Annotated in this window: 23 protein-coding genes, 1 pseudogene and 1 riboswitch; of the genes and pseudogenes, 5 read left to right on the forward strand and 19 right to left on the reverse strand. The window is 36.7% G+C overall.

Translation table 11 applies throughout. The features are described from left to right. Nucleotides 1-24 precede the first annotated feature (24 nt). On the forward strand, nt 25-318 hold the full coding sequence (locus tag BLV40_RS18620) for a DUF3817 domain-containing protein (RefSeq protein ID WP_026592089.1): 294 nt from the start codon (nt 25-27) through the stop codon (nt 316-318). A 40-nt stretch (nt 319-358) separates the two neighbouring features. Here the strand turns inward: BLV40_RS18620 and BLV40_RS18625 are convergent, their stop codons facing one another. From BLV40_RS18625 to BLV40_RS18645, 5 genes are all read right to left on the reverse strand, one after another. Continuing rightward, nucleotides 359-1036, reverse strand: coding sequence for a uracil-DNA glycosylase (locus BLV40_RS18625; RefSeq protein ID WP_090692702.1), 678 nt, complete (start codon nt 1034-1036; stop codon nt 359-361). Between the two features lie 19 nt (nt 1037-1055). Next, nucleotides 1056-2048 (reverse strand): ABC transporter permease subunit, encoded by a 993-nt coding sequence (locus BLV40_RS18630; protein ID WP_090692705.1) that lies wholly within the window; start codon nt 2046-2048, stop codon nt 1056-1058. Next, nucleotides 2041-2958, reverse strand: coding sequence for an ABC transporter ATP-binding protein (locus BLV40_RS18635; RefSeq protein WP_026592092.1), 918 nt, complete (start codon nt 2956-2958; stop codon nt 2041-2043). The genes BLV40_RS18630 and BLV40_RS18635 overlap by 8 nt, the downstream gene beginning before the upstream one ends. Then, the gene (locus tag BLV40_RS18640) at nt 2955-3767 is read right to left on the reverse strand and encodes an SGNH/GDSL hydrolase family protein (RefSeq protein WP_090692710.1); all 813 of its coding nucleotides are present in this window, start codon (nt 3765-3767) and stop codon (nt 2955-2957) included. The genes BLV40_RS18635 and BLV40_RS18640 overlap by 4 nt, the downstream gene beginning before the upstream one ends. Before the next feature lie 265 nt (nt 3768-4032). Next, entirely contained in the window at nt 4033-5010 is a 978-nt protein-coding gene (locus BLV40_RS18645; protein WP_090692714.1) for a LacI family DNA-binding transcriptional regulator, read from the reverse strand. A gap of 122 nt (nt 5011-5132) precedes the next feature. Between BLV40_RS18645 and BLV40_RS18650 the strand changes: the two genes are divergently transcribed. Next, nucleotides 5133-5747 (forward strand): YczE/YyaS/YitT family protein, encoded by a 615-nt coding sequence (locus BLV40_RS18650; RefSeq protein ID WP_090692718.1) that lies wholly within the window; start codon nt 5133-5135, stop codon nt 5745-5747. Nucleotides 5748-5783: 36 nt separating this feature from the next. On the opposite strand, the pseudogene thrC reads toward BLV40_RS18650, so the two are convergent. From thrC to BLV40_RS18670, 4 genes and pseudogenes are all read right to left on the reverse strand, one after another. After that, nucleotides 5784-6832 (reverse strand): annotated as a pseudogene (gene thrC, locus BLV40_RS18655) (threonine synthase). Next, complete coding sequence (locus BLV40_RS18660) at nt 6832-8127, reverse strand: homoserine dehydrogenase (protein WP_090692721.1); 1296 nt, start codon at nt 8125-8127, stop codon at nt 6832-6834. Before BLV40_RS18660 ends, thrC begins: the two are co-directional and overlap by 1 nt. Nucleotides 8128-8271: 144 nt before the next feature. Next, nucleotides 8272-9177, reverse strand: coding sequence for a homoserine O-acetyltransferase MetA (gene metA / locus BLV40_RS18665; RefSeq protein ID WP_026592098.1), 906 nt, complete (start codon nt 9175-9177; stop codon nt 8272-8274). After that, nucleotides 9161-10459, reverse strand: a complete 1299-nt coding sequence (locus tag BLV40_RS18670; RefSeq protein ID WP_090692724.1) for a bifunctional O-acetylhomoserine aminocarboxypropyltransferase/cysteine synthase — start codon at nt 10457-10459, stop codon at nt 9161-9163. Before BLV40_RS18670 ends, metA begins: the two co-directional genes overlap by 17 nt. Before the next feature lie 91 nt (nt 10460-10550). Beyond that, a riboswitch (SAM riboswitch) is annotated at nt 10551-10656 on the reverse strand. Nucleotides 10657-11111: 455 nt separating this feature from the next. Here BLV40_RS18670 and BLV40_RS18675 point away from each other — a divergent pair. Then, on the forward strand, nt 11112-12362 hold the full coding sequence (locus BLV40_RS18675) for a chloride channel protein (RefSeq protein WP_090692727.1): 1251 nt from the start codon (nt 11112-11114) through the stop codon (nt 12360-12362). Nucleotides 12363-12501: 139 nt separating this feature from the next. Here the strand turns inward: BLV40_RS18675 and BLV40_RS18680 are convergent, their stop codons facing one another. Further along, nucleotides 12502-13191 (reverse strand): YjjG family noncanonical pyrimidine nucleotidase, encoded by a 690-nt coding sequence (locus tag BLV40_RS18680; RefSeq protein WP_090692732.1) that lies wholly within the window; start codon nt 13189-13191, stop codon nt 12502-12504. Between the two features lie 119 nt (nt 13192-13310). Here BLV40_RS18680 and yeiL point away from each other — a divergent pair, with 119 nt between their 5' ends. Further along, nucleotides 13311-13985 (forward strand): transcriptional regulator YeiL, encoded by a 675-nt coding sequence (gene yeiL / locus BLV40_RS18685; protein WP_090692841.1) that lies wholly within the window; start codon nt 13311-13313, stop codon nt 13983-13985. Nucleotides 13986-14098: 113 nt separating this feature from the next. Here the strand turns inward: yeiL and BLV40_RS18690 are convergent, their stop codons facing one another. The 3 genes from BLV40_RS18690 to BLV40_RS18700 all read right to left on the reverse strand — a co-directional run bounded on the left by BLV40_RS18690 (nt 14099) and on the right by BLV40_RS18700 (nt 17153). Continuing rightward, nucleotides 14099-14725 (reverse strand): FMN-dependent NADH-azoreductase, encoded by a 627-nt coding sequence (locus BLV40_RS18690; RefSeq protein WP_026592103.1) that lies wholly within the window; start codon nt 14723-14725, stop codon nt 14099-14101. Nucleotides 14726-14920: 195 nt separating this feature from the next. Further along, nucleotides 14921-15568 (reverse strand): response regulator, encoded by a 648-nt coding sequence (locus BLV40_RS18695; RefSeq protein WP_026592104.1) that lies wholly within the window; start codon nt 15566-15568, stop codon nt 14921-14923. A gap of 25 nt (nt 15569-15593) precedes the next feature. Further along, nucleotides 15594-17153 carry a sensor histidine kinase gene (locus BLV40_RS18700; protein WP_090692735.1) on the reverse strand — a complete coding sequence of 520 codons (1560 nt, stop codon included), beginning with the start codon at nt 17151-17153 and terminating at the stop codon, nt 15594-15596. Between the two features lie 157 nt (nt 17154-17310). Here BLV40_RS18700 and pdxK point away from each other — a divergent pair, with 157 nt between their 5' ends. Continuing rightward, nucleotides 17311-18135 carry a pyridoxine/pyridoxal/pyridoxamine kinase gene (gene pdxK / locus BLV40_RS18705; RefSeq protein WP_090692739.1) on the forward strand — a complete coding sequence of 275 codons (825 nt, stop codon included), beginning with the start codon at nt 17311-17313 and terminating at the stop codon, nt 18133-18135. Nucleotides 18136-18300: 165 nt separating this feature from the next. Here pdxK and BLV40_RS18710 read toward each other — a convergent pair whose 3' ends face one another. The 6 genes from BLV40_RS18710 to BLV40_RS18745 form a co-directional block, all read right to left on the reverse strand. Continuing rightward, nucleotides 18301-18504: a YbdD/YjiX family protein gene (locus tag BLV40_RS18710; RefSeq protein ID WP_026592107.1), complete on the reverse strand. Its 204-nt coding sequence runs from the start codon at nt 18502-18504 to the stop codon at nt 18301-18303. Beyond that, nucleotides 18497-20572, reverse strand: coding sequence for a carbon starvation protein CstA (cstA, locus tag BLV40_RS18715; RefSeq protein ID WP_090692741.1), 2076 nt, complete (start codon nt 20570-20572; stop codon nt 18497-18499). The genes BLV40_RS18710 and cstA overlap by 8 nt, the downstream gene beginning before the upstream one ends. A gap of 123 nt (nt 20573-20695) precedes the next feature. Beyond that, nucleotides 20696-21412 (reverse strand): LytR/AlgR family response regulator transcription factor, encoded by a 717-nt coding sequence (locus BLV40_RS18720; protein WP_090692745.1) that lies wholly within the window; start codon nt 21410-21412, stop codon nt 20696-20698. Nucleotides 21413-21569: 157 nt separating this feature from the next. Continuing rightward, the gene (locus BLV40_RS18725) at nt 21570-22769 is read right to left on the reverse strand and encodes an MFS transporter (protein ID WP_090692749.1); all 1200 of its coding nucleotides are present in this window, start codon (nt 22767-22769) and stop codon (nt 21570-21572) included. 351 nt (nt 22770-23120) lie between these two features. After that, on the reverse strand, nt 23121-23861 hold the full coding sequence (locus BLV40_RS18740; protein WP_026592111.1) for a WecB/TagA/CpsF family glycosyltransferase: 741 nt from the start codon (nt 23859-23861) through the stop codon (nt 23121-23123). A gap of 14 nt (nt 23862-23875) precedes the next feature. Further along, the gene (locus BLV40_RS18745) at nt 23876-24979 is read right to left on the reverse strand and encodes a glycosyltransferase family 4 protein (protein ID WP_090692753.1); all 1104 of its coding nucleotides are present in this window, start codon (nt 24977-24979) and stop codon (nt 23876-23878) included. Nucleotides 24980-25001 lie beyond the last annotated feature (22 nt).

Consider the following 25001-nt stretch of genomic DNA (forward strand, 5'->3'; position numbering starts at 1 on the left):
ACACATTTTTAAGGAGGCAATTTCATGTTATCTACACCAATCGGAAGATTAAGAGCAATTGGATTAGTCGAGGGGATTTCCTTTCTACTACTATTATTCGTAGCAATGCCGTTAAAATATTTCGCGGGGTTTGCAGCGGCCGTTAAAATCACAGGTATGGCTCACGGCGTTCTATTTATATTATTCATCTTTGCAGTGATTCAAGTAACAATTATACATCGTAAGTCTATCTCATGGGCTCTAGGTGCTTTGGTTGCATCTGTTATCCCATTTGGTACATTCGTACTAGATGCAAAATTAAAAAACGAACAACAATAAAAAAAGTAGCTAACAGCTGAGATGTTAGCTACTTTTCTTTTTACAGATCCAGAATTTGCCAATCAATCCCCTTTTCGCCCATGCTAGATAAAAAGTTATTTACTTTTGAGAACGGCTTGCTACCAAAGAAACCTCTTCTTGCTGATAAAGGACTTGGATGTACAGATTCAATAATATGATGATTTGAGTTTGTAATCAGTTTTTTCTTCGCTTGTGCATGTCGTCCCCATAATATAAAAATCACCGGTTTTTCACGTTCATTTAAAAGTTCAATAACACGATCTGTGAAATGCTCCCATCCTTTTCCTTTATGTGAGTTCGCTTCTCCTTGTCTGACAGTTAACACTGCGTTAAGTAACAACACACCTTGCTCTGCCCATTTCACTAAATAACCGTTATTCGGAATATCGCAACCAAGGTCTGCATGCAATTCTTTGTACATATTTTGCAATGATGGCGGTGTTCTTACACCTGGTTGTACAGAAAAGCTTAACCCGTGCGCCTGATTTGGTCCATGATATGGATCTTGTCCTAAAATGACAACCTTCGTATCCGCATAACTTGTATAGTGCAATGCATTAAAAATATCATTAGTATTCGGATATATTACATGGGTACTATACTCTTCTTTTAGAAACTGTCTTAGTTTTTGATAATATGGTTTCTCAAATTCTGGTGCAAGTAAAGACTCCCAATCATTCTTTAAAATATGTTCCATCTCTTCACTTCCTATTCACTTAATTGATCATATCTTGCTTCGTAAATACAACAAATGAAATAATCAGAGAAGCTACAGCCCAAACCGTTAAATTCATTAATGAAAAGCTCATCGATAGACCTTGCAATGCTGGTAACTTCCCTGATAAGTAATCTGTCAGTGATAAATTCACGCTAAAAATGTACTTTGCGCCTTCCCAAGACGTTGCAAATGAATTTAAGATACCACCTGCAATTAATGCTGCCAGCATGACCCCCATACCAGCTGGTGTATTACGAATTAATACAGAAACCATAAAAGATATTGTTCCCACAACAATTGCAACGAACCACGCTAATCCATATGCCATTAAAATATACTGCCACTGCGGAATAAGATGGACAAAATTTGTATTCAATGTTTCTTTATCAATACCAAATCCTGTCAAGATCGGTAAACTCCACCCGGCATATCCGAAAACAATACCTGATAATGCATAAGAAAAAATCCCCACCAAGAGCAATATAAGCGAGATAAATAATAACATCGTCACATATTTACTGAGAAGGATTTTAAAGCGTCGGATCGGACGCGTTAGAAGCATTTTCATTGTTCCTTCACTTCGTTCTCCCGATACAATGTCAATTGCAACAATCATTACAAGCAGCGGAATAAACAATGTAATTCCTTGTTCAATGAATGCTCGTACAAACGTTGGTGCTCCTGGTGCGGTCGGATTAATATCATGATCTAGATAATATTGTTGCTGCTCTACCCTTACCTTCAGCCAATCCCGCCATTCTTCTGGTAATCTAGAATTATTTAAACGATTTTGCGAATCAACAATTTGCTGCTGAAGTGCTACTTTCCAATCACTCGTACCAAGGCGCTTTTGCGTTGTCTGCACTTCACGGTACTGTGCATAAACAAACAAAGGAATTAAGATCGCCAATATGAGCACGACAACAAAAATACGTTTCTTTCGATAAATTTTTTCTGATTCATTTAAAACAAGGTTCGCAAATTCACGCATGTTGCTCACTCCTTGTGAGTTCAATAAATAAATCTTCTAGTGTAAATACAAGCTCCTTCACGCTATGTACATCTATTCCGCTTTCTACAAAGCGTTTATTCCAAACACTAATTGTTGCAATATCCATTCGGCATAATAAACGATCGTTATCTACACTAATTTCACTTACTTCCTTTGCTCCCTCTAATATGCTCTTCGCCTTTGAAATCGGAGTGACAATCCATTCCACACGATCGCTCGCAGTTTTAATCAACTCTTCAATAGGTGCAACTGTAATCACTTTTCCTTTATGAATAATAGCAACACGATCACATATCATTTGTACCTCACTTAGTAAGTGGCTCGAAATGAAAACACTCATATTTTCTTCTTTCACAAGCGTATGTATAAACTCTCTCAGTTCCCTTATACCAGCTGGATCTAGGCCATTCGTCGGTTCATCTAATATGAGGAGTCTCGGATTTCCAAGAAGGGCCTGAGCGATTCCAAGGCGTTGCTTCATACCAAGAGAATACGTTTTCACTTTATCGTGAATACGTTCGTCTAAATGGACCATCTTCGCAATTTCTAAAATACGTTTATCCGATATACCGCCCAGCATACGTGCAAATTGCTTTAAATTTTCCCATCCAGTTAAGTATGTATAAAGTTCTGGATTTTCAACGATACTCCCAATTTGTCGCATTGCTTCTCGAAAATTCTCTTTAATATTATACCCACCAATAGTAATCGTACCTTCAGTCGCTTTAATAAGACCAACTAACATCCGAATTGTTGTTGTTTTCCCTGCCCCATTTGGACCTAAAAATCCAAACACTTCTCCTTGGTTCACATCAAACGATATGTTCTCTACAAGCGTCTTTTTCCCAATTACCTTTTTTACATCCCGCACCGAAAGTATTATCGTCATTTCGCCTCTCCTCCATCTAACTGCAGCTTATTTACAATATTTTGTAGTAAACGAGTTGCCATGTATGAGTATCCTGTTTCGTTTGGATGGAAATGATCTGAGTATAATAATTCTTTCCCTCGGTTTTGAAACAGATCAAACGTTGGCGTTATATATACATTTTTATTATCTATTGCTAATTTCTCTAAAGATGCATTCCAATCTACAACAATGGATGAAGAACCTTTTAAATCCTCTACATCCTCAAAAGGATTGTATAAACCGAGCCAGAAAATCGGGCTATCTGAATTTAGTTTTCGAATTTCGGCTAAAATTTGCTTCGCCTGATTTTGAAACGTTTGCGTATCAGGACGGTATGTCTCTATGTCTATCTTCTCAAGTGATTCCCAGCCTGGAAATAAATCATTTCCTCCAATAGTTAAAACAATTAAATCTGCCTGTTTAATGGAATACTGAGCACCGCTGCTTTCTATTTGTTTCAACAAATCCGGCATTTTTGCGCCACTAACAGCCAAATTCGTTAACGCAACTTTTTGTTTGTAATCCTTCTGCAAACTTTCTTTCACTCGGCCCACATAGCCAATTCCTTCTTTATCTCCAACGCCGCGTGTTAAAGAATCGCCTAAACTGACAACTTGTAATGTCCCAGGATGTTTTTTCCCCTCTACTTGTTTTTGCTCTGTCTTCATAGTTAAATTTGAAGCTTTCGGATTTAATACATCATTAACCCCCGAAATAAAGCCATATGCAAATAAACAAAAAGATGCAATTGTAATGAGTAAAATTCCTTTTACTAATTTGGATCTCATGTCAAAACCCCTTTTAGCCTCGTAGATTGTCCATATTATACCAAACGCCCATTTGAAAAGCGATTTTCATCTCTTCTACATATACCCCTATTGATTTTCCGACATATAATTCGTGGCCATGAAAACAAAAGGAGATCTACACTCTGTCTCTTTTTGTTTTCACTTGGCATGGGCTAAAAAAAGGCACTGACCACTTCTATGCATAATCTTATACTCTCTTCTTCCTAAAAAATTTCATGTCGTTTTTATTCTGTATCCATGTATATTATGTGGTTTCACGAAGAGTTAATTGCGGCAAAAGTTCAATGTTCTTCACATCTATTTTTTCATCCTCTATCTTCTCATATAACATTTCAAAAGCTTTCGTACCAACTGCTTTACTTGAGTGCGCAATTGTTGTAATTCCTAATATATCAGCCACCTCTTGATCATCGCATCCAATAATCGAAAGATCTTCAGGAATACGAATTCCATGTTTTTTCGCTTCCGTTACCATCCCTGCTGCGATTGGATTACAAGAAACGAGAAATGCAGTTGGTTTCACAGACATATCGATCCACGCTCTTATCACTTCACGGCCATCCTCTACTGTAAAACGCTCTGAAAACTCCCATTTCTCTCGAGGCTTCATAGAAATCTTCTGCAATGCTTCACAATATGCTTGCTTTCGCTTTTGACTATTTACACTATTACTTCTGCCAATACAATATCCAATACGAGTATGTCCATTTCCTATTACGTATTTCATTCCTTGTGAAAACACCTTATATTGATCGATGTGTACACTAGAAATAGACTGTGATTCTATTTCTTCGCAAGTCACAATCGGCCCAAACTTTGTATATTCTTCTATCGTTTTACAATCATTCATTCTCGAACATATAATTACACCATCAAGTTTCTTCATTTTTAACATATGTAAAGTTTCCAGTTCTTTTTTGGCACTATAGTTCGTCTGGCAGAGCATCATATTATAATTTTTTTTAGCCGTTTCTTTAGAAATCCCCTCAATAATTGCACTGTAATATTGATCATTTACATGCGGCAAAATAACCCCTATCACATTCGTCTTTCCTTTTACTAAATGAATCGCATTTACATTTTGAGTGTAATTTAGCTCTTCAATGATTGCTAAAATTTCCTGCCTCTTTTTATCACTTACATACGGATGGTTATTTAATACGCGTGAAACCGTTGATACTGACACACCAGCAATTTCAGCAATCTTTTTTATATTTGTCATCTTATTTTCTTCCCCCTTCTCTCATTATCAATAAATCTTATTTAAAAATTTTCTATTGACCTGGTAAGCTTTCCACAATATATCCTTTCTTAGCAAACACGTTTAGAAAGGATTTGAAACATATGATACGCTTTAAACTAGACTATATATTTTTTATTGGTGGCTTACTCATTCTTTCTCTCGGAATCAATATGATGACAACCATCACTTCTTTTGGCCTTAGTCCTTATGATTCATTCTTTATTGCACTATATCAAAACTTCGGAATAAGTATTGGCTTTTGGATTTTTATGATTAACTTTGCTTTTACACTTATTGTGCTCTTTCTAAATAAAAAACATATTACAATTGGAACAATTGTTACTATGGTTCTTATTTCTGTTTTTGTTGATTGGATTGGTTCTATTACTTTCATTATGGATTCAATTCGCTCTCTTCCAAAATATATAACACTTATATGCGGAAATCTATTTGTTGGCGCTGGAATTGGGATTTATGTATCAACACAGCTTTGTGCTGCACCACAGGAAGCATTCGTCTTAACCATGTCTGAAAAGAAAAAGTGGACATTTCGCAGAACAGAAATTTCATTAGCCTTAGTATTTTTGACACTCAGTTTCTTGTTAGATGGACCTATTTACTTTGGAACAATTATTCTTTCCTTTACAACAGGCTGGATTATTCAAGCGTTTATTCAAATTGGAACAAAAATTCTCCACATACAAAAAGCCTATTGAGCGAATAACGCTACAATAGGCTTTTTTTCATCTATTTCACTGAAAGACCGCTCCTTGAATATAATCAAAGACAACTCTCTCATCATTTGGTAACACAACGGGCTGAATTTTCTCCGTATCAAGAGCAATATTAGGATCTTTCAAACCGTTACCTGTTAATATGGCTACAATTTGACTTCCCTTTGCAATTTCCCCGCTTTTTACTTGTTTATGAATGCCAGCAAGAGAAGCGCATGAAGCAGGCTCAGCAAAGATTCCTTCATATTTCGCTAAACATTTATATGCTTCAAGAATTTCTGCATCTGTTACTTCATCAATTTTACCTTGAGAATGTTCCGCAGCGAGTGCGGCTTGCTTCCAACTTGCTGGATTTCCAATTCGAATCGCTGTTGCGATTGTTTCTGGCTCTTCAACCTTATGCCCACGCACAATCGCTGCTGCTCCTTCCGCTTCAAAACCGTGCATCTTTGGCAAACCCGTACCTAGTCTTTCATGATACTCTTTGAAACCTTTCCAATAGGCTGTAATATTGCCTGCATTACCGACTGGAATTGCTAGAATATCCGGCGCTTTTCCAAGATCTCAAACGCGGCTGTTTTTTGCCCTTCAATTCGATATGGGTTAACAGAATTCACAAGTGTAATTGGCGATGAACCACTAAGCTTACGTACAATTTGCAAAGCATGATCGAAATTCCCATCAATGCTTATAATTTCTGCTCCGTACATGACGGCTTGCGCTAACTTTCCGTATGCAATCTTACCATTTGGAATGATAACAATACAGGATAGCCCAGCCCTAGCTGCATATGCTGCTGCAGATGCAGACGTATTACCTGTAGAAGCACAAATGATCGCTCCGCTTCCCGCCTCTTTTGCCTTTGCTACCGCCATTACCATGCCGCGATCTTTAAAAGATCCGGTCGGATTTGCTCCTTCTATTTTTCCGTAAATTGTTACACCCCACCGCTTTGAAAGGTTTTCTAGTAAAACAAGTGGTGTATTGCCTTCATGCAATGTTAAGGATGGTGTCTTTTCCGTAATAGGTAAAAACTCCTTATACTCAGCAAGCAGACCTTTCCACATTACTTAGCATCTCCTTCGATTCGATAGTTTGCTTTCACACAATCTACTTCTTCGTATGACCTAAGTGTATGTAAGATATATTCATAGTCTGCAAGTGATGCACGGTGCGTTACGATAACAATCTCAGCTTTCCCCTTCTCTCCAAGTGGCATTTGAATAATTTTTTCAAAGCTAACACCTCGTTCAGAGAATAGGGATGTAATTTTTGCAAACACACCAATTTCATCTTTTACATGTAGACGTAAAAACTTTTTCACAAAAATTTCATCAGACGCCTTTAATACCTTCTCGTACTGCGGAGAAACTGCGCTATTTCCAGTTACACCAAGGCGTACATTTTGCATTACTGCAACTAGGTCAGAAACAACCGCTGTCGCTGTCGGTAAACTTCCTGCGCCAGGTCCATAAAACATTGTTTCTCCTACCGCTTCACCATACACATATACTGCGTTATATTCATTTTGAACAGCTGCAAGAGGGTGTGTATTAGGAAGTAATGTTGGCTCAACCGTTACCTCTAACTTTTCACCATCACGCTTCGCGAGTCCGATTAATTTAATTGTATATCCTAGGCTTTTACTATATGCAATATCTTCCGCCGTAATAGAAGTAATCCCTTTCACCTTTACATCTCCAAGCTCTACATTTGTAGAAAAACCAAGAGTAGCTAAAATCGTCATTTTCCTTGCTGCATCTAAACCTTCTACGTCTGATGTTGGATCTGCCTCTGCAAATCCAAGCTGTTGCGCTTCTTTTAACACGTCGTCATATGCTCTCCCTTCGTCAGACATTTTTGTCAGAATAAAGTTTGTTGTTCCGTTCACGATTCCCATCACTTTCGTAATAAGATCCGAGGAAAGCCCTTCTACAATGCTGCGCAGAATTGGAATCCCTCCAGCTACGCTTGCCTCGTAAAATAAATCGGCTTGATTTGCCTTTGCTACTGTCAAAAGTTCAGCCCCATGCAATGCCATTAAATCTTTATTAGCAGTAACAACATGTTTACCCTTTTTTAGGGCTTGTAAAATATATGCTTTCGCTTCCTCGATGCCGCCCATCACTTCAATGACAACATCAATATCAGGATTATCTATAATTTCATTTGCATTTTTCGTTAATAGGGTAGAGGGTACTTGGACCTCTCTCTCTTTTTCAATATTTTGTACTAATACTTTTGTTATTTTCACTGGGCAACCTACTTGGTGTATAAGACGATCTTGATGATCCGTAATAATACGAACCACACCGCTGCCAACTGTTCCAAGGCCTAATAAACCCACTTGAATTTCATTCATAATACTGTCCACCCCTCTAAAAAATTGTATTTAGATGCCATTATATAAGTTAAAATTCTGAAAAACAATGTATTTTGAACATTTAGAAAAATATAAAATAATTCCTACTAAGAAAGCGTTGCCACGTGTTATATAATGATCATCTTATAAAATATAAGGGGTTTCCTGATACACATAATAATTTAACCAATTTGAAAATAATAAGTTTCCATGACCCCGCCATCTTATGAGTGGCTTTTCAGATGGATTATTATGTTTAAAATAGTTTTTCGGAATCTTAATATCTAACCCTCTTTGTTTATCGCGTTCATATTCTTTTTTTAAGGTATCGCAGCTATATTCGCTATGACCAAGAACAAAAATATGCTTTCCATCTTGCCCCATAACAAGGTGGACACCTGCTTCTTCTGATGTTGCTAGTAACGTCAACTCTCGTACCTTTTCAATATCAGATGCGCGTACTTCCGTATGACGTGAATGTGGTGCAAAGAAGAGCTCATCGAATCCTTGTAACAATTTCACGTGCTGTTCTTGCACTTCATGTTCAAATACACCAAACATCTTTTCTTCAAGCGGATATTTCGGAATTCCATAGTGATAATACAGGCCTGCTTGTGCGCCCCAACAAATATGCAATGTAGATGTTACATTTGTTTTTGAATATTCCATAATACGCCCAAGTTCTTCCCAATAATCTACATCTTCAAAAGAAAGTGTTTCAACTGGAGCTCCTGTAATAATGAGACCATCAAACTTTTCTCCCTCAATATCACGAAATGTTTTATAAAAACTTGTTAAATGATCTTGCGCTACATTACGAGATATATGAGACTCCATATGGAGCAAATGCAGATCTAATTGAAGTGGTGTATTACCAAGTAACCTGAGCAATTGCGCTTCTGTTTCCTGCTTTGTTGGCATTAGGTTTAAAATTGCAATTTTTAAAGCACGTATATCTTGCGTTTCAGCTCGTTCTTTTGTCATCACAAAAATATTTTCTTTTTGCAATACTTTACGAGCCGGTAAATCCTTATCAACAATGATCGGCATGTGCTTTGCCTCCAACTAATGCTTCCTCTAAATCCGCAATAATATCAGAAACATCTTCTATACCGACTGATAAGCGAATTAAATCAGATGTAACACCTGCTAAACGCTGTTCTTCTTCAGTTAACTGTCTGTGCGTTGTACTAGCAGGATGAATCACACATGTTCTTGCATCTGCTACGTGCGTCACAAGCGTTGCCAGTTTCACATTTGCAATGAACTCTTTCGCAGATTCTAATCCTCCTTTAATGCCGAATGTTAAAACGCCACTCGCTCCTTTTGCTAAGTACTTTTGTACTAGCTGATAATTCTCATTACTTTCTAAACCCGGATAATTTACCCATTCAATACGTTCATGGCTAGCAAGCCACTTCGCAACTGCAAGAGCACTTTCACTATGACGCTCCATTCGTAAATGCAAAGTTTCTAAACCGATGTTGCTAATATACGCATTGAATGGGCTCATACAGTTTCCATAGTCTCTTAATAATTGAACACGAGCTTTCACAATATATGCTGCCTTCCCAAATTTCTGCACATAACTTACACCATGATAACTTGGATCCGGTTCGACAAACTCAGGGTATTTTCCATTTGCCCAATCAAAGTTTCCTCCGTCAATGACAATCCCGCCTAATGAGCTTGCGTGACCATCAATATATTTTGTTGTAGAATGCACTACAATATTTGCTCCATGTTCAAACGCTTGGCATAAATACGGTGTTGCTAATGTGTTATCAACAATAAATGGTACTTCTAACTGTTTCGCAGCAGCTGAAAACTCTTTAAAATCCAGAACATTCATCGCTGGATTCCCCAGTGACTCTGCATAAATAAGCTTTGTTTTATGATTGGCAAGTGCCACAATTTCATCAGAAGATAAGCTTGGATTAAAGAATGTAACCTCAATCCCTAATTTACGTAGACTTACCCCAAATAAGTTAAATGTTCCCCCATAAACGGTTGAAGAACAAAGTAAATGGTCACCACTGCTACAAATATTTAGAACAGCAAGCATAATAGCCGCTTGACCAGAAGCTGTTGCAACAGCTCCAACACCACCTTCTAACTCTGTTAATTTTTGTTCAAATGCTGCTAGTGTCGGATTCCCAATACGCGTATAAATATAGCCTTCTGCTTCTAAATTAAAGAGTGCCGCTAAATCATCGGACGTATCGTATTTGTACGTCGTACTTTGATAGAGCGGTAAAACACGCGGTTCACCGTTCTCCGGTGTATAGCCACCTTGCACACAAATGGTTCCTTTTCCCCATGATTCTCCCATCTCTCATTCTCCTTTCTTTTATAGAAAATAAAAAAACTGCTTCTTTCCCTAACAAGAAAGAAGCAGTTTAAAAACACGCTCTAAAGTCTCTTTCTTATCTCTCAGGGCTTATTACCTGCAGGATTTGGCACAATTCCGCTATGCGGCTGTTGCCAAGGTTTCATAGGGCCTGTCCCTCCACCTTTTCTTGATAAGACTATGTAATTACCGTTGATTTTATAGCAATAATTTCCTGATGTCAATTATTTTTCTGAATATTTACAAAAGACTGTATTGCTACTTTAATTGTTCATTCTCAAAATTAAAATTTAAGAAATTGAAGAAAATACTCCTATTTTAAAGAAAAATAATACCTTTTAAAAACTCTACTCACTATGTAAAATTATAGAGCTATATTTAATCGTAACAAGCAACATAATATTTTTAACCATGTTACACTTTATATACAGGTCATCAAGATATTTACAGAAATATGATTACATTTACGAATGTTTCAGAACCCCATAAAATAATACTGCTGATTTTTGTAATATATTTTGAATAAGTAATTCTCTTAAAAAGATAATATGCATATTCAATTCATTACTTAATTATCTTCGTATCAGAATCTCTAACTTTTCATAATAATGTATAAATAGAGGAGGCATAACAATTGACTATTAGGAGAAATCTGCACTATTTACTCACCGTGTACGGTATGTTTCTAGGTGCTATCGTTGGTGCTACAGTCTGGTTATTTTTAGTTGTCACAAATGCTGGAATTCAGTTTATTTGGGGATATTTACCTAAGGAATTGGGATTACCACCTTATTACACACTTTGTGTAACAATAATCGGCGGTGTTCTTGTTGGACTGTCACAGAAGTACTTCGGCACATACCCACGTTTAATGCCAGAAGTAATGGGTGAATATAAGAAGACAGGTAGAATTGAGTACCAATTTGTACATAAAGCTACGTTAACAGCCATTATTGTTTTAGTATTTGGCGCAAGCTTAGGACCAGAAGCAGCACTTGTTGGGATTATAGGTGGACTTTGTACATGGGTTGGTGATCGCTTTAAATTTACTTTAAAAGGAATGCACGAACTAACGGAAATTGGGATTGGCGCTGCCTTAAGTGTTATTTTTAATGCACCGCTATTCGGTTATTTAGCTCCAAGCGAGCATGAGGATACACAACTTGCTGAAACTTTTAAAGAGAAAAAGACTATTGTATATCTCGCTACTACTTTTGCTGGTTTTTCTGTATATTTATTGCTTAGTCAGTTTGATAATCGAGGATCTTTTATTGTTAATTTTGGAGAAGGATCTTTTACACTCCGCGAATGGGTGGCCTTTCTTCCCCTTATTTGTATAGGTGCCGGTGCAGGCTATTTTTATTTCAAAATAGAACATATATTAGAAAAAATAGTACATCCTTTTCAAAAGTATAAACTAACATTAGCGATTATAGGCGGTATTCTTCTAGGAATTGCAGGCACTTTACTTCCGTATACACTGTTTTCAGGAGAACACCAATTAAAAGAATTAGTAACTGAATGGACAGAGTTATCATTTTGGATCCTGTTTCTTTCAGGAATTTTAAAATTATGTATAACGGCAGTTTGTTTAAATACAGGTTGGCGTGGTGGACATATTTTCCCGATTATATTTGCTGGTGCAAGTATTGGATATGCTGTAGCTACTGTCATACCGTTAGATCCAGTTGCTTCTGTAGCTATTATAACGACAGCCATTTCAAGCTATGCAATACGAAAGCCAATCGCTATTACATTATTATTACTTATGTTCTTCCCAATTAATTTATTGTTACCAATGATTGGAGCTGCAATGATTGGTAATGTTTTTCCACTTCCTAACCATAGTGAGAAGAAACAGGAAGCTGGTGCAAATATCGAATAGTAAAATGAACAAATAAAAGGCAGTACCATCACAATAAAAGTGTTGGTACTGCCTTTTGAGTAAAGAATGTTTACTTTTACAAATAAAATTGCCACTACAAATGGACTATTGCAAAATAATATTTAAGACCTCAAAAAAACTAACATTTTAAAATCCCATACAGCTCATCAAAAGTTTGAATTTCATAAGTTGGAACTATCCCGCTATCGTTTAACTTCTTTTCAGGATTAAACCAACATGTGTCTAATCCAGCTAGCTGCCCACCCTTAATATCTGCACTTAAAGAATCCCCGATAATTAATCCTTTCTCTACAGAAAAATTAGAAATTCGTGCAAAAACATAATCGAAGTATTCCTTCATTGGTTTTTGGTAACCAGTATCTTCTGAAACAAAAATACCCTTAAAGAATGAATGTAATCCTGAATTACGTAGGCGCTTGTCTTGCGTTTTGGAAACACCGTTTGTAACAATATATAAATCGTATTCGCTTTGGAAACCTTGTATTAATTCAAAAGCCCCATGAATGAGCTGATTCCCTTCTTCTAAATAACTACGATAATTCTTTTCAAACAATGGTCCATCGACTTCTTGGCCATATTCCCTGAATAAAATTGAAAATCGCGTATTCACTACCTCATCTCGGGCAATTTTCCCTTCTTCAAAGGATTCCCACAGACCTTGGTTTATTTTTTTATAATGTGCCTCAATTTCATTAGTTAAAGGAATTTTTTGTTCCTCAAAAAGCAAATGTAATGCTTTTCTTTCAGCTGCTTTAAAATCTAATAATGTATTGTCGACATCAAATAGTAATGTTTGATATTTCTTCATGTTGCTTCTCTTCCTTTCTTCTATAAAAACACGCTGTTTCTTTTGTCATTAAATAAATCGTATCACTCCCGCTTGTAAAAAGAATAGGAGATATCTCATACTAAATGAGAGGTGAAAAAATGAAAATCAAAAAAGATTCATATGAGATTCATAATTATGTAAAGCAATTCAATTTTCAAACATTCTTTTCTTTTGACATTTTTCCGTATATAGAAATTCATTCGTTTCAAAAGAAAGAAACCATTTGTAATGAAGGAGCGGAGTTTCCCTATCTCTATTACTTAATTTCCGGAAAAGTAAAAATATATATGAGCCATAAGAATGGAAGGATTTCCTTAATTAATTTTGTAAAAGCGCCATCAATCATGGGAGAATTAGGATTAATTGAAGTAGAGACGTTAACAAAAGGGATCGAAGCCATGGAACCATGTATCTGTTTAGCTCTTCCCTTGAAAGATTGTCGCCATCTCTTATTACAAGACGCCCATTTTTTACAGCAGTTGTGCAAATTCATTGGAGAAAAAACAATTACTCGAACTGAACAATATGCAAAAAGTCATAACTACGCTTTAGAAAACCGATTAGCGGCGTTCATTCTGTTAACCGAGCAAAATAATTGTTACCTTGAAAAGCATACAGAAGCCTCTGAATACTTAAACGTTAGTTATCGCCATCTTTTATTTGTATTAAAGCAGTTTTGTCAGCAAAATTGGTTAAAAAAAGAAGGGAGAATGTATTTCATACAGGACAAAGAGCAATTACAAAAGTTAGCAGATGAACTCACTCGGCAATAACAGAACGAAACCCCGTAAGTTCTTCTGCTAGACTATTTATTAAAAAACAAAAAAGCAGTACCAACACCATAAAGGTACTGATACTGCATATTGAGCGACGATTATTGTATTAATTAGAATGTGCTTGCTACTTTAACAGCTTTCTCAAGGCCTTCTGCAATAATCTCTTCCGCTTTATCTGGGAATTGGTTATGACCTTCAACAATAACTGTCTCCATATCTTTTGCACCGAAGAATCCCATCATGCTTGCTACATATTTAACAGCCATTTCTACTTCTGCTGCTGGTCCTTCAGAATATACACCACCGCGTGCGTTTAATAGCGCAATTTTCTTATCTCCAATAAGGCCTACTGGTCCTTCTGGTGTATATTTAAATGTTTTACCAGCACGGTTTAAGTAATCGATATATGTGTGCAGTACAGCTGGAATTGTTAAGTTCCATAACGGGAAACCAAATACTACTTTATCAGCTGCAAGAAATTGATCTAAATATTTATCAGCAACAGCTACTGCTTTTGCTTCTTCTGCTGTTAAATCAAATCCTCTACTTGTTTTAAATGTACCGTTAATCATATCTACTCCTACATATGGTAATTCTTCATTGTATAAATCAAGTTCTACCACTGTATCATTTGGATGTGCTTCTTTATAACTTGCTAAAAACGCTTCATATAATTTTACGCTAACTGCTTGGTCTGCTGGACGGTTGTTAGCTTTTACAAATAAAACTGTTGTCATGCCTTTTTTTCCTCCTATTGCTTACTCTTACGTTGTTTATTATCTACTCGCTAAAAAGGGATGATCCCTTGTAATTATTGTTGTTTACAAATACATTTTATCCTCTCATCCTAACAATTTCTTCCTCACATAGACGTATCTTTTCATAAAAAAAGTCCGCCTCCTAAAGGCGAACTAAGTCCTAAGACTTTTGTCTTATACGATCCCACTTTTCACTGCATATAAAGCTGCTTGTGTACGATCAGATAAATTTAATTTGCCTAAAATACTACTTACATGAGCTTTTACTGTTTTTTCTGTAATCACTAACACGGATGCAATTTCCTTATTACTCATCCCTTTTGCCAAGAGCTGCAACACTTCATTTTCCCTTGCTGTTAGTACATCTACATGAATATTTGATGACTCCTGTTTCTCTTCTTGCGGCAAAGTTTGAGACAGAAGCGCGCTTGCTATATCAGGGTGAAGCTGAATATTTCCTTTATATGCGCTACGAATCGCTTCGACAAGTTGATCAGGCTCAACATCTTTTAGAATATATCCGCTTGCCCCAGCTTTTAAAGCCGGCAAAACATGCGCTTGATCAGAAAAACTAGTTAATACGAGCACTTTCACATTTGGATATTCCTTTTTGATGCATGCTGTCGCTTCGATCCCATCCATCTCTGGCATATACAGGTCCATCAAAACTATATCTGGCCGCACTTCTTGAACCTTCACCAAAGCTTCTTTCCCATTATTCGCCTCTCCAACCAATTCAAGATCTTCTTGTGTGCTTAAAAAAAAGGCTAATCCTTTTAAAACAACTGTATGATCGTCAACTAATAATACTCTTATCTTCACAAGTTCCCCTCATTTTCACATCGCATTATAATGGTACGATAACTTTTATACTTGTTCGCTTTTTCTCACTTACAATCGTAATCCATCCGCCAATTAACTCTGTGCGTTCACGCATTGTTGTCATACCGAGCGATTTCTTCTCTTTTATATCTTTTTCTATAAAACCGAGGCCATAATCAACTACCTCTAAGGACACTTCTTTCTCTGTTACTTTCAAATAAATTGTCGCCTCTGTTACCCCCGCATGTTTACTCACATTATTTAAAGCCTCTTGTCCAATTCGCCATAATGTTTCTTCCACTACACGTGGTAACTCACGCACACCTTTAACTTGCTCACGAATGCTCAGCCCTAAGTTCTCTCCATATTGCTTTAAAGCGGGTAGCAATCCTTTTTCTAATCCTGCTGGACGAAGTTGCCAAATAAGTGCTCGCATTTCTTTTAAAGCACCTTGTGCTAATTCCCTTATCTCATGAAGAGATTGATCTACCGTTTCATTTTGTCCCTTTAAAACAGCTTCTGTCCCCTTCGTCATAAACGTTAATGAAAATAACTTTTGTGAAACTGAATCATGCAGATCCCGTGCCAAACGGTTTCGTTCTTCCATCCGAGCAAGTTCACGTCGCTGTTCATTTAACCGTAAATTTTCAATCATTAATGAAATATGATTCGTTAACGCTTGCACGATATCTACGGTATTCTCATCAAATCCTCCATGCTTCGAACTCACGCATAAAACACCAAACACTTGATTTCGAATTTGTATTAGAGCAACAATGATAGAGCCATTAGACCGTCTTTTCAACAAAACAGGCTGATTTTTTTCTATCGCTTCTTTTGCAGTACTCTCTAACTCCCTATCTCTTTCCATTACATATTTCTTATAACAAGCTCGCATAGATAAGTTCTTTTCTTCCTTTATAAAAAACGCAACTTTCTCCCACTGAAATACATCCTCCACTTGTTTTACAACTTCTTCTGGTAATGTATTTAACTTATGGATTTTTCTTAGCTCTTGAATGAAACGTTCTAATTTCACATAATAATGAGCACGTCTTTTTTCACTTTCATATAATTTTGTCCGTTTTAAAGTTGTTCCAATTTGCAAAGCAACCGATTGCAGCAGCATAAGTTCTTCTTCAGAAAAATGTGTTTTTCCTGGGCTTGCTACATTTAGCACACCGAATTCTTCACCGCCAGCTTTTAGGGGAACTGTTGCATGATGAAGAATTCCTTCTGTATCGCCCCAATTATGTTCAATTGCATTATTAATTCTCTTACATTCAATAATATTAACTGCTCGCTCTAATTTCCCTTCTACAAAGCGACGCAGACACCAGCATTCTCCTTCACACATCGGTCGTTTATTTTGAAACGCGAGCGCTGCTGGTAAATGATAATCAATTAATTTCGTATATCTACCATTTTCATCGGCCAGAAAAATCCATCCTGTTGTTAATCCTGTTACATGCAATAATTTTTCTAATACCGCTTGCAACATGTGATATGTATCATTAGATGTATTTAACGTTTCTGCAATTTCTTTTAATATAGCTAATTCGCTTATACGATTCCCTTGAAACATAAATTGTCTCCTATATACGATATTTTCATTTCTTATTGTAACAAATTCATTATCTTTTCAACCAAGCTAACTACTTTTTCACTTTGTACTTATTCATAACATTGATATAATGGATAAAAATGTAGTTTTCATTATATCACCTAAGGGGGCTTTCTCAATGACATTAAATAAAGCACTTACAATCGCTGGTTCTGACACAAGCGGTGGCGCCGGCATACAAGCAGATTTAAAAACGTTCCAAGAACTTGGTGTATACGGAATGACATCTCTTACAACAATTGTAACGATGGACCCACATAACGGTTGGGCACATAACGTGTTCCCTATCCCTGCTTCTACACTAAAACCACAATTAGAAACAACAATTGAAGGCGTTGGTGTTGATGCTTTAAAAACTGGTATGCTTGGATCTGTTGAAATCATTGAAATGGTTGCTGAAACAATTGAAAAGCATAATCTACAAAATGTAGTAGTAGATCCAGTGATGGTTTGCAAAGGGGCAGATGAAGCATTGCATCCTGAAACAAATGACTGCTTACGCGATGTACTTGTTCCAAAAGCATTAGTTGTGACACCAAATTTATTTGAAGCATATCAACTAAGTGGTGTGAAAATTAATTCCCTTGAGGACATGAAAGAAGCCGCAAAAAAAATCCATGCTTTAGGTGCAAAATATGTACTAATTAAAGGTGGTAGCAAACTAGGTACGGAAACTGCAATCGATGTATTATATGATGGGGAAACATTCGATCTTTTAGAATCAGAGAAAGTTAATACAACAAATACACACGGTGCAGGTTGTACATACTCTGCAGCAATTACGGCAGAACTTGCAAAAGGTAAATCTGTAAAAGATGCTGTAATAATCGCAAAAGAATTCATCACAGCAGCGATTCGTCACTCTTTCAAATTAAACGAATACATCGGGCCAACACATCATGGTGCATATCGTAAATTTACAACTGGAAAAGAACTTGTATAAGAAATAAAAAAACAGGCTATCTATAGATAGCCCGTTTTTTTATGATGCTGAACTTAGCTTATTTCTAACATTTCCATACTATTAAAAACTACAAACTTAAAATCCTGTTGTTCCACGTGAAACAACAACAAAGTAAAAAAAGAGCGACGAATCGCTCTTTTTTTTTCAGCAACACCTTGATATTTTTCCACCTTTCGCATTGAATCTGGCTTCTTGCGCCTCTGCAAAGAACTGTTTTCGACATAGAATCGTTTCTTCTGGATGGTGCTGTTTCATATGAGTAACGTACGTTTCATAACTTGGTACTCCAACAAGCAAACTAATAAATTGCTTTCTTGTCCTCCACACCTTCCCCAATTTTTTAAGCATAATTTCTCGACTCACTTTCATCTCTTGGAATATAGGGTGCTTCTTTTAATGGTGTTGCTTTATTTTGCAGCACCTTAATCCATATACGAATAGCTGAAATAAGGACCGCTATTACAACTAACATGAAAATCCCACAAAGTGCAGCATCGATATAATCATTGAAAATAATTTGCTTCATTTGTCCCACATTTTTGGCCGGTGCTAGTATTTTCCCTTCATCTAAGGCATTTTGAAATACTTTTGCATGGGATAAAAATCCAATTTTCGGGTTATCATGGAATAATTTTTGGTAGCCGGCTGTCATCGTCACAATCAGCAGGCCGACAGTTGGAATAAGTGTAACCCAAACATACGCCTTTTTCCCCATTTTGAACAATATCGTTGTTCCGAGTAATAACGCAATACCCGCTAACATTTGATTCGCAATTCCAAAGAGTGGCCATAGTGTATTAATCCCACCGAGTGGATCAACTACACCTTGGTACAAGAAATACCCCCACCCTAACACGCATAGCGTTGTTGCAATAACATTAGCTAGTGTAGAATCCGTTTTCGCAAATGGTTTATATATGTGTCCTAAAATATCTTGAATCATAAATCGTCCTACACGTGTACCAGCATCAATTGTAGTTAGAATAAATAGTGCTTCAAATAAAATAGCAAAATGATACCAGAACGCCATCATCGCAGTTCCACCGATTACTTGTGAAAAGATGTAGGCCATTCCAATTGCTAATGTTGGTGCTCCTCCTGTGCGAGATAAAATTGTTTGTTCACCAACATTTACAGCCAGGTCCTTTAAGTCGTTTGGTGTAATCGCAAATCCCCAAGAAGAAATAACTTGAGCTGCTTGCGATACATCTGTCCCGATAAGAGCTGCTGGACTGTTAATTGCAAAGTATGTTCCTGGTGTTAATACACAAGCTGCAATCATTGCCATCGCTGCAACGAACGATTCCATTAACATCGCTCCGTAGCCAATTGGCTGAGCATGACCTTCTCTTTCAATCATTTTCGGAGTAGTACCAGAGGAAACTAAAGCATGGAATCCTGATACTGCCCCGCAAGCAATTGTAATAAATAAAAACGGAAATAGGTTCCCAGAAAACACAGGACCTGTTCCATCAATAAACTTAGACACAGCCGGCATTTGTAGGTTTGGCGCTACGATTAAAATACCAATTGCTAGCCCAACAATCGTACCGATTTTTAAAAATGTACTTAAATAATCACGTGGAGCAAGAAGCATCCACACTGGTAATGCCGACGCAATAAAACCGTATACAATAAGCATAATTGCAATTGTTTCACCACTAAAAGTAAACATGCTTGCAAGGGTAGGATTCTCAGCTACATACTGCCCTCCCACAAGAGCTAAAAGGAGTAAAATAATACCGATAACCGATCCTTCTCCAATGCGTCCTGGGCGAATGTAACGCATATAAACACCCATTAAAATAGCGATTGGAATTGTCGCTGCGATCGTAAACATTCCCCAAGGACTACCAACAAGCGCTTTCACAACTACTAGAGCTAAGACTGCTAATAAAATGATCATGATACCTAAAATACCAATCATCGCAATCAATCCTGTTACAGGACCGATCTCATCTTTAATCATTTCACCTAATGATTTTCCATTACGTCTCATTGAAGCAAATAAAATAACAAAATCTTGTACTGCCCCAGCAATTACAACCCCAACAATAATCCAAATTGTTCCTGGCAGATATCCCATCTGAGCTGCTAAAATAGGTCCTACTAGTGGACCCGCTCCAGCAATTGCCGCAAAGTGATGCCCAAATAATACCCATTTATTTGTTGGGACATAATCCTTTCCATCATTTAGCGTCTCAGCAGGTGTTCGCCGATTATTATCTAATTCAAATACTTTCCTAGCAATAAATCTACTATAGAAACGATAAGCAACAGCATATACAGAAACAGCTGCCACTAATAGCCATACAGCATTAATCGTTTCACCTTGTGATAAGGCAATTACACCAAATCCGGTTGCTCCTAAAGCTGCGATTACACCCCAAAGTAAAATTGACTTAAGCGCCTTCACATACAATCCCCCCCTATACTACTTCTTAGTGGAAATTGTACTAAATTTTCTGAATATTTAATTTAATTCTTCCTTATTATGAAGGATTCTTATGTTAACATGTTGAAATTCACTTACAACTTGTCATAGTTCAATTTTATTTCGCAGTCGTTTTACATAGTTTCGACTAACGGGAATTGCCTGCTCATCATACCTTTCCAAATAAAGATTATAGGTTCCATTATAATAAGGCTTTAGTTCTTGAACATACATAACATTTATTAAATAACTTTTATGAACACGCAAAAAATTATATGCTGTTAATTTATTTTCTAGTTCTTGAAGTGTATACGTTGAAATATACTGATTATTTGTTGTATAAATCGAAACTGTTTTATTCTCCTTATTCTTACTTATATATATAATATCCTCTGGAAAAATATATGTAATTCCCTCATGACTTTCAATCGGAAGTTTGCGCAAATGGCTTTTTATTTTCTTTCCCTTTTCTTGCTCTATTCTATGCAAAAGAAACTGTAAATCTTCCTCACGAAAAGGTCTTATTAAGTAATAAAATGCTTGGAATCGAAAAGCTGTTATCGCCTCTTCTATATCCCTGCCTACAAAAATAAATTTTGCACTACAACTTAGCTGTTGTAATAAGCTAGAGAATTCAAATCCTGTGCCATCTTTTAACTTTGTATCTAAAAAAACGAAATCAGGAGTATGTTTTTTTGCTATCTGTAAAGATTCCATTCCTGTTCCTGCTTCAAAGCATTCTACATTTCTCATATTTTCTGTAAATGTCTCAATTAATTGATTTCTACATTCTGAATCTTCCATAATAAGTAAAATCCTCATCTGCCCAACCACCTAATTGTTTTGTCCATAAGTCTTGTTGTATACATTCGCTTTAGTAAGAAATAATCCCTTTTTCTAGCTATATTTTCTATTTAATATGCTACTCTTTTTCTCAATAATAATAAAGGAAGGAAGTCATTTGGACTTCCTTCCTTTATTATACTAATTCTTGTTGCTTTGTTTCCTGTCCAAGCACAACCACTGCAAGCACCCCTATTAAAATGGAGCTGCAAAAGATTGTAAAGATTAAAGAAAGAGAAGCTTGCGAGGCAACAAGGTAACCTACTAATAGCGGACCGAGAATACCGCCAATACGACCAAATGCGGCAGCCATACCTGCCCCAGTACCGCGAATTACTGTCGGATACTGCTCAGGTGTATATGCATATAACGCTCCCCATGCTCCTAAATTAAAGAAGGACAATAGCATTCCTGCCACCAGCAATATCGTAAGCGATTCAGCTACTCCAAAGACGTAAGCACTACATGCTGTACCAATTAAATACGTAACTAATACAAACTTACGGCCAAGTCGTTCAATAAACCATGCAGCAGTAAAATATCCTGGCAGCTGCGCTAATGTCATAATTAATACGTACTGGAAACTTTTTATTAAACTAAATCCTTTTAATACCATTACACTTGGTAACCAAAGAAACATGCCATAATAAGAAAAGACAACACAGAACCATAAGATCCATAGCATAATTGTTGCTTTTCGATATTCTCCAGACCAAACTGCTTTTATATTTGTAATAACAGATTGTTGTTTCCCGACTCTCTCAAACCTTGGTGAATCTGGTAAATTCCATCGTAAATATAGTGCATAAAAAGCTGGAACTGCACTTAATACCATCGCTACTTGCCAGCCATACTTGGGAATTACAAAATAAGAAATAAGAGCTGCAATTAACCAGCCACCAGCCCAAAAACTTTCTAATAACACAACAATTTTCCCACGCTCATGCGCCTCGACGCTTTCAGATACAAGTGTCGAAGCAACCGGTAATTCTCCGCCAAGTCCCATGCCGATTAAAAAACGCAATATAAGAAACATAGCTAATGTTGTTGTTAATGCTGTTAAGCCACTACAGATAGAAAATAATAATAATGTCATAATAAAAACGGACTTACGCCCCATCTTATCTGCTAATATTCCAAATAAAAGCGCTCCAACTGCCATTCCGATAGAATTTACACTTCCAATCCATCCCATTTCTTGGCTACTTAATCCCCATTCTTTTTGCAATGCAACGATGACAAATGAAAGCATGCCGACATCCATTGCATCAAATAGCCAACCAAGACCCGCTATTCCAAGAAGCTTGCGCTTTGAAATTTCTTTTATATCCCCCACTAAAAACCCTCCTTACACAGGTGTCTTTACACATCATTTTACACATGTGTATTGTATAAGTAAAATACTTTTATTTCTACACTTACTGTAAAGTTTTATTTTAAAATTCCCATAAGACGATGGCTTTATTAGTGAAAAATACTGTATAAAGTGGAAGTTGCTCGTCCAGAATGTGAGGGGGATGGAGTTTCTGACGTAGAAGTCTTTTTTTACCTCGCAGGAAGAAGCGAAGCCACCGAACATTCTAGCCACTGGAACTGGACAATGCTTTCGCTCAATTTTGAGGTGAGAGTATTACTACCCGCAAATAGCGGGATAAATTTTTACAAACAAAAAAGCAGCGATATTTCGCTACTTTTTCGAACGCATTACTTCTTTTAGAAATTCAGCTAATACAAGCTGACGACGCCAACGCGTCGGATTGCTACATAGCCGGTAAAACCATTCGAGATGAATGGCTTGAATCCATTTTGGCGCACGTTTTACTTCCCCTGCCCAAACGTCTAAACTGCCACCTACACCAACAGCTACCTTTGCTTGCAAACGATGCTTATTATTTTGAATAAAATTTTCTTGTCTTGGGAATCCGAGTGCTACAAGTAAAATATCAGGCTTTGCTTCTTGAATACGAGAAATAATATCTTCTTCCTCTTCTTGTTTAAAGTATCCATCTTGGGTCCCCACAATAGATACAGCTGAATATGTTTTTGTTAAATGATCAGCAGCACCTTTCACAACATGTGGTTTTGCCCCAAGTAAGAAAACCGATACAGGTTTATTTTCTTTCGACAACGCTTCAAATAAATCACTCATTAAATCAAAACCTGCTACTCGCTCTTTTAATGGTGTTCCTAGCATACCACTTGCTTTTACAACACCGATACCATCTGGTGTAATTAAATCTGTTTTCAAAAGTGTTTGATAAAAACTTGGGTCTTTTTTCGCACACATTACGATTTCCGGATTTGCTGTTACAACTTGGAATGTATGAGTTCGTTCCGCCTCTAACTGCTTCATGATATATTGAATTGTCTCTTCCATTGTCATTGTAGAAAAAGGGACACCTAAAATATCAACTGTTTGCACTGCCATAATGATAATCCTCTCTATTTCAATAAAAGTTTTTTATATGCTTTATGAGTATCTTCATATAGATTTCGTAATGAGAAACGCGAAGAAGCATGCTCATACAAGCGTTCACCCATCGATGCTAATTCACCATTCTCCCATTTCTTATATCCTTCCTCTAGTGCACTTACTAATGCATGTGTGTCACCAGTCGGTACAATCCATCCATATGTAGGATTAACAATCAACTGTTCCATATCACCAACATTTGTTGCAATAGACGTTAAACGCTGATTTGCGGCTTCTAATAGTACAAGTGGGAAACTTTCACTATAAGAAGTTAATAAATTTATATGAGCGGATGCATATAATTCTTTTACATCCGAACGATGTCCTAAAAATAGTACTTTATCTTCTAAATTTTTCTTCCTTACTACCTCTTTCAACTCTGCTTCAATTGGACCATCGCCAACTAACAACACTTTTATATTTGGGATCGTTATTTTTTGCAAGGCATCAAATAAAATATTATGTCCCTTTACAGGGTGAAGACGGGCCACTTGAATAGCTATAAATGACTCTTCTTGTATACCAAATTTATCTTTCAAATTATAAGATTTCGCTGGGATACCATCATACTCAATCCCGTTATAAACAGTACAAATTTTATCTTCTGGCACCCCGAGTGCTACAGTATTTTTCTTAAAACGTTCTGTAATCGCAAAAAACAAATCCACTTTCTTATAAGAATGTAAATTTAATTTTGTAAAAACCCAACCTTTTAATCCACGCTTCATAAAATCAAGGGTTGGATCACTATGAACCGTTGTAACCCATTTTGCACGTATTTTCCTTTTTAGAAGAGATAGATAAAAGTTTGCGCGTGCACCATGTGTATGTACAATATCAAAGTATCCTTCATTAATAAACGTACGTATTTTGGAAAGAATCGATATGTCATAACGAGATGATTGGGAAAAAACATGGACCTTAATTCCGAGCTCTCTTGCTTCTCTAGCGATCGCACCTTCTTCAAATACAGCTAGTTCAACTTCATCTTTTGGAAATTGTGACAAAAGTGAAATAATGTGAGTTTTCCCGCCACCTTCTTCTGCTCCAGCATTCATATGCAACACTTTCATCTCTTTCCTCCTCCATCTTTAT

The organism is Bacillus sp. 166amftsu (assembly GCF_900107445.1).
GTDB classification, from domain to species: domain Bacteria; phylum Bacillota; class Bacilli; order Bacillales; family Bacillaceae_G; genus Bacillus_A; species Bacillus_A arachidis.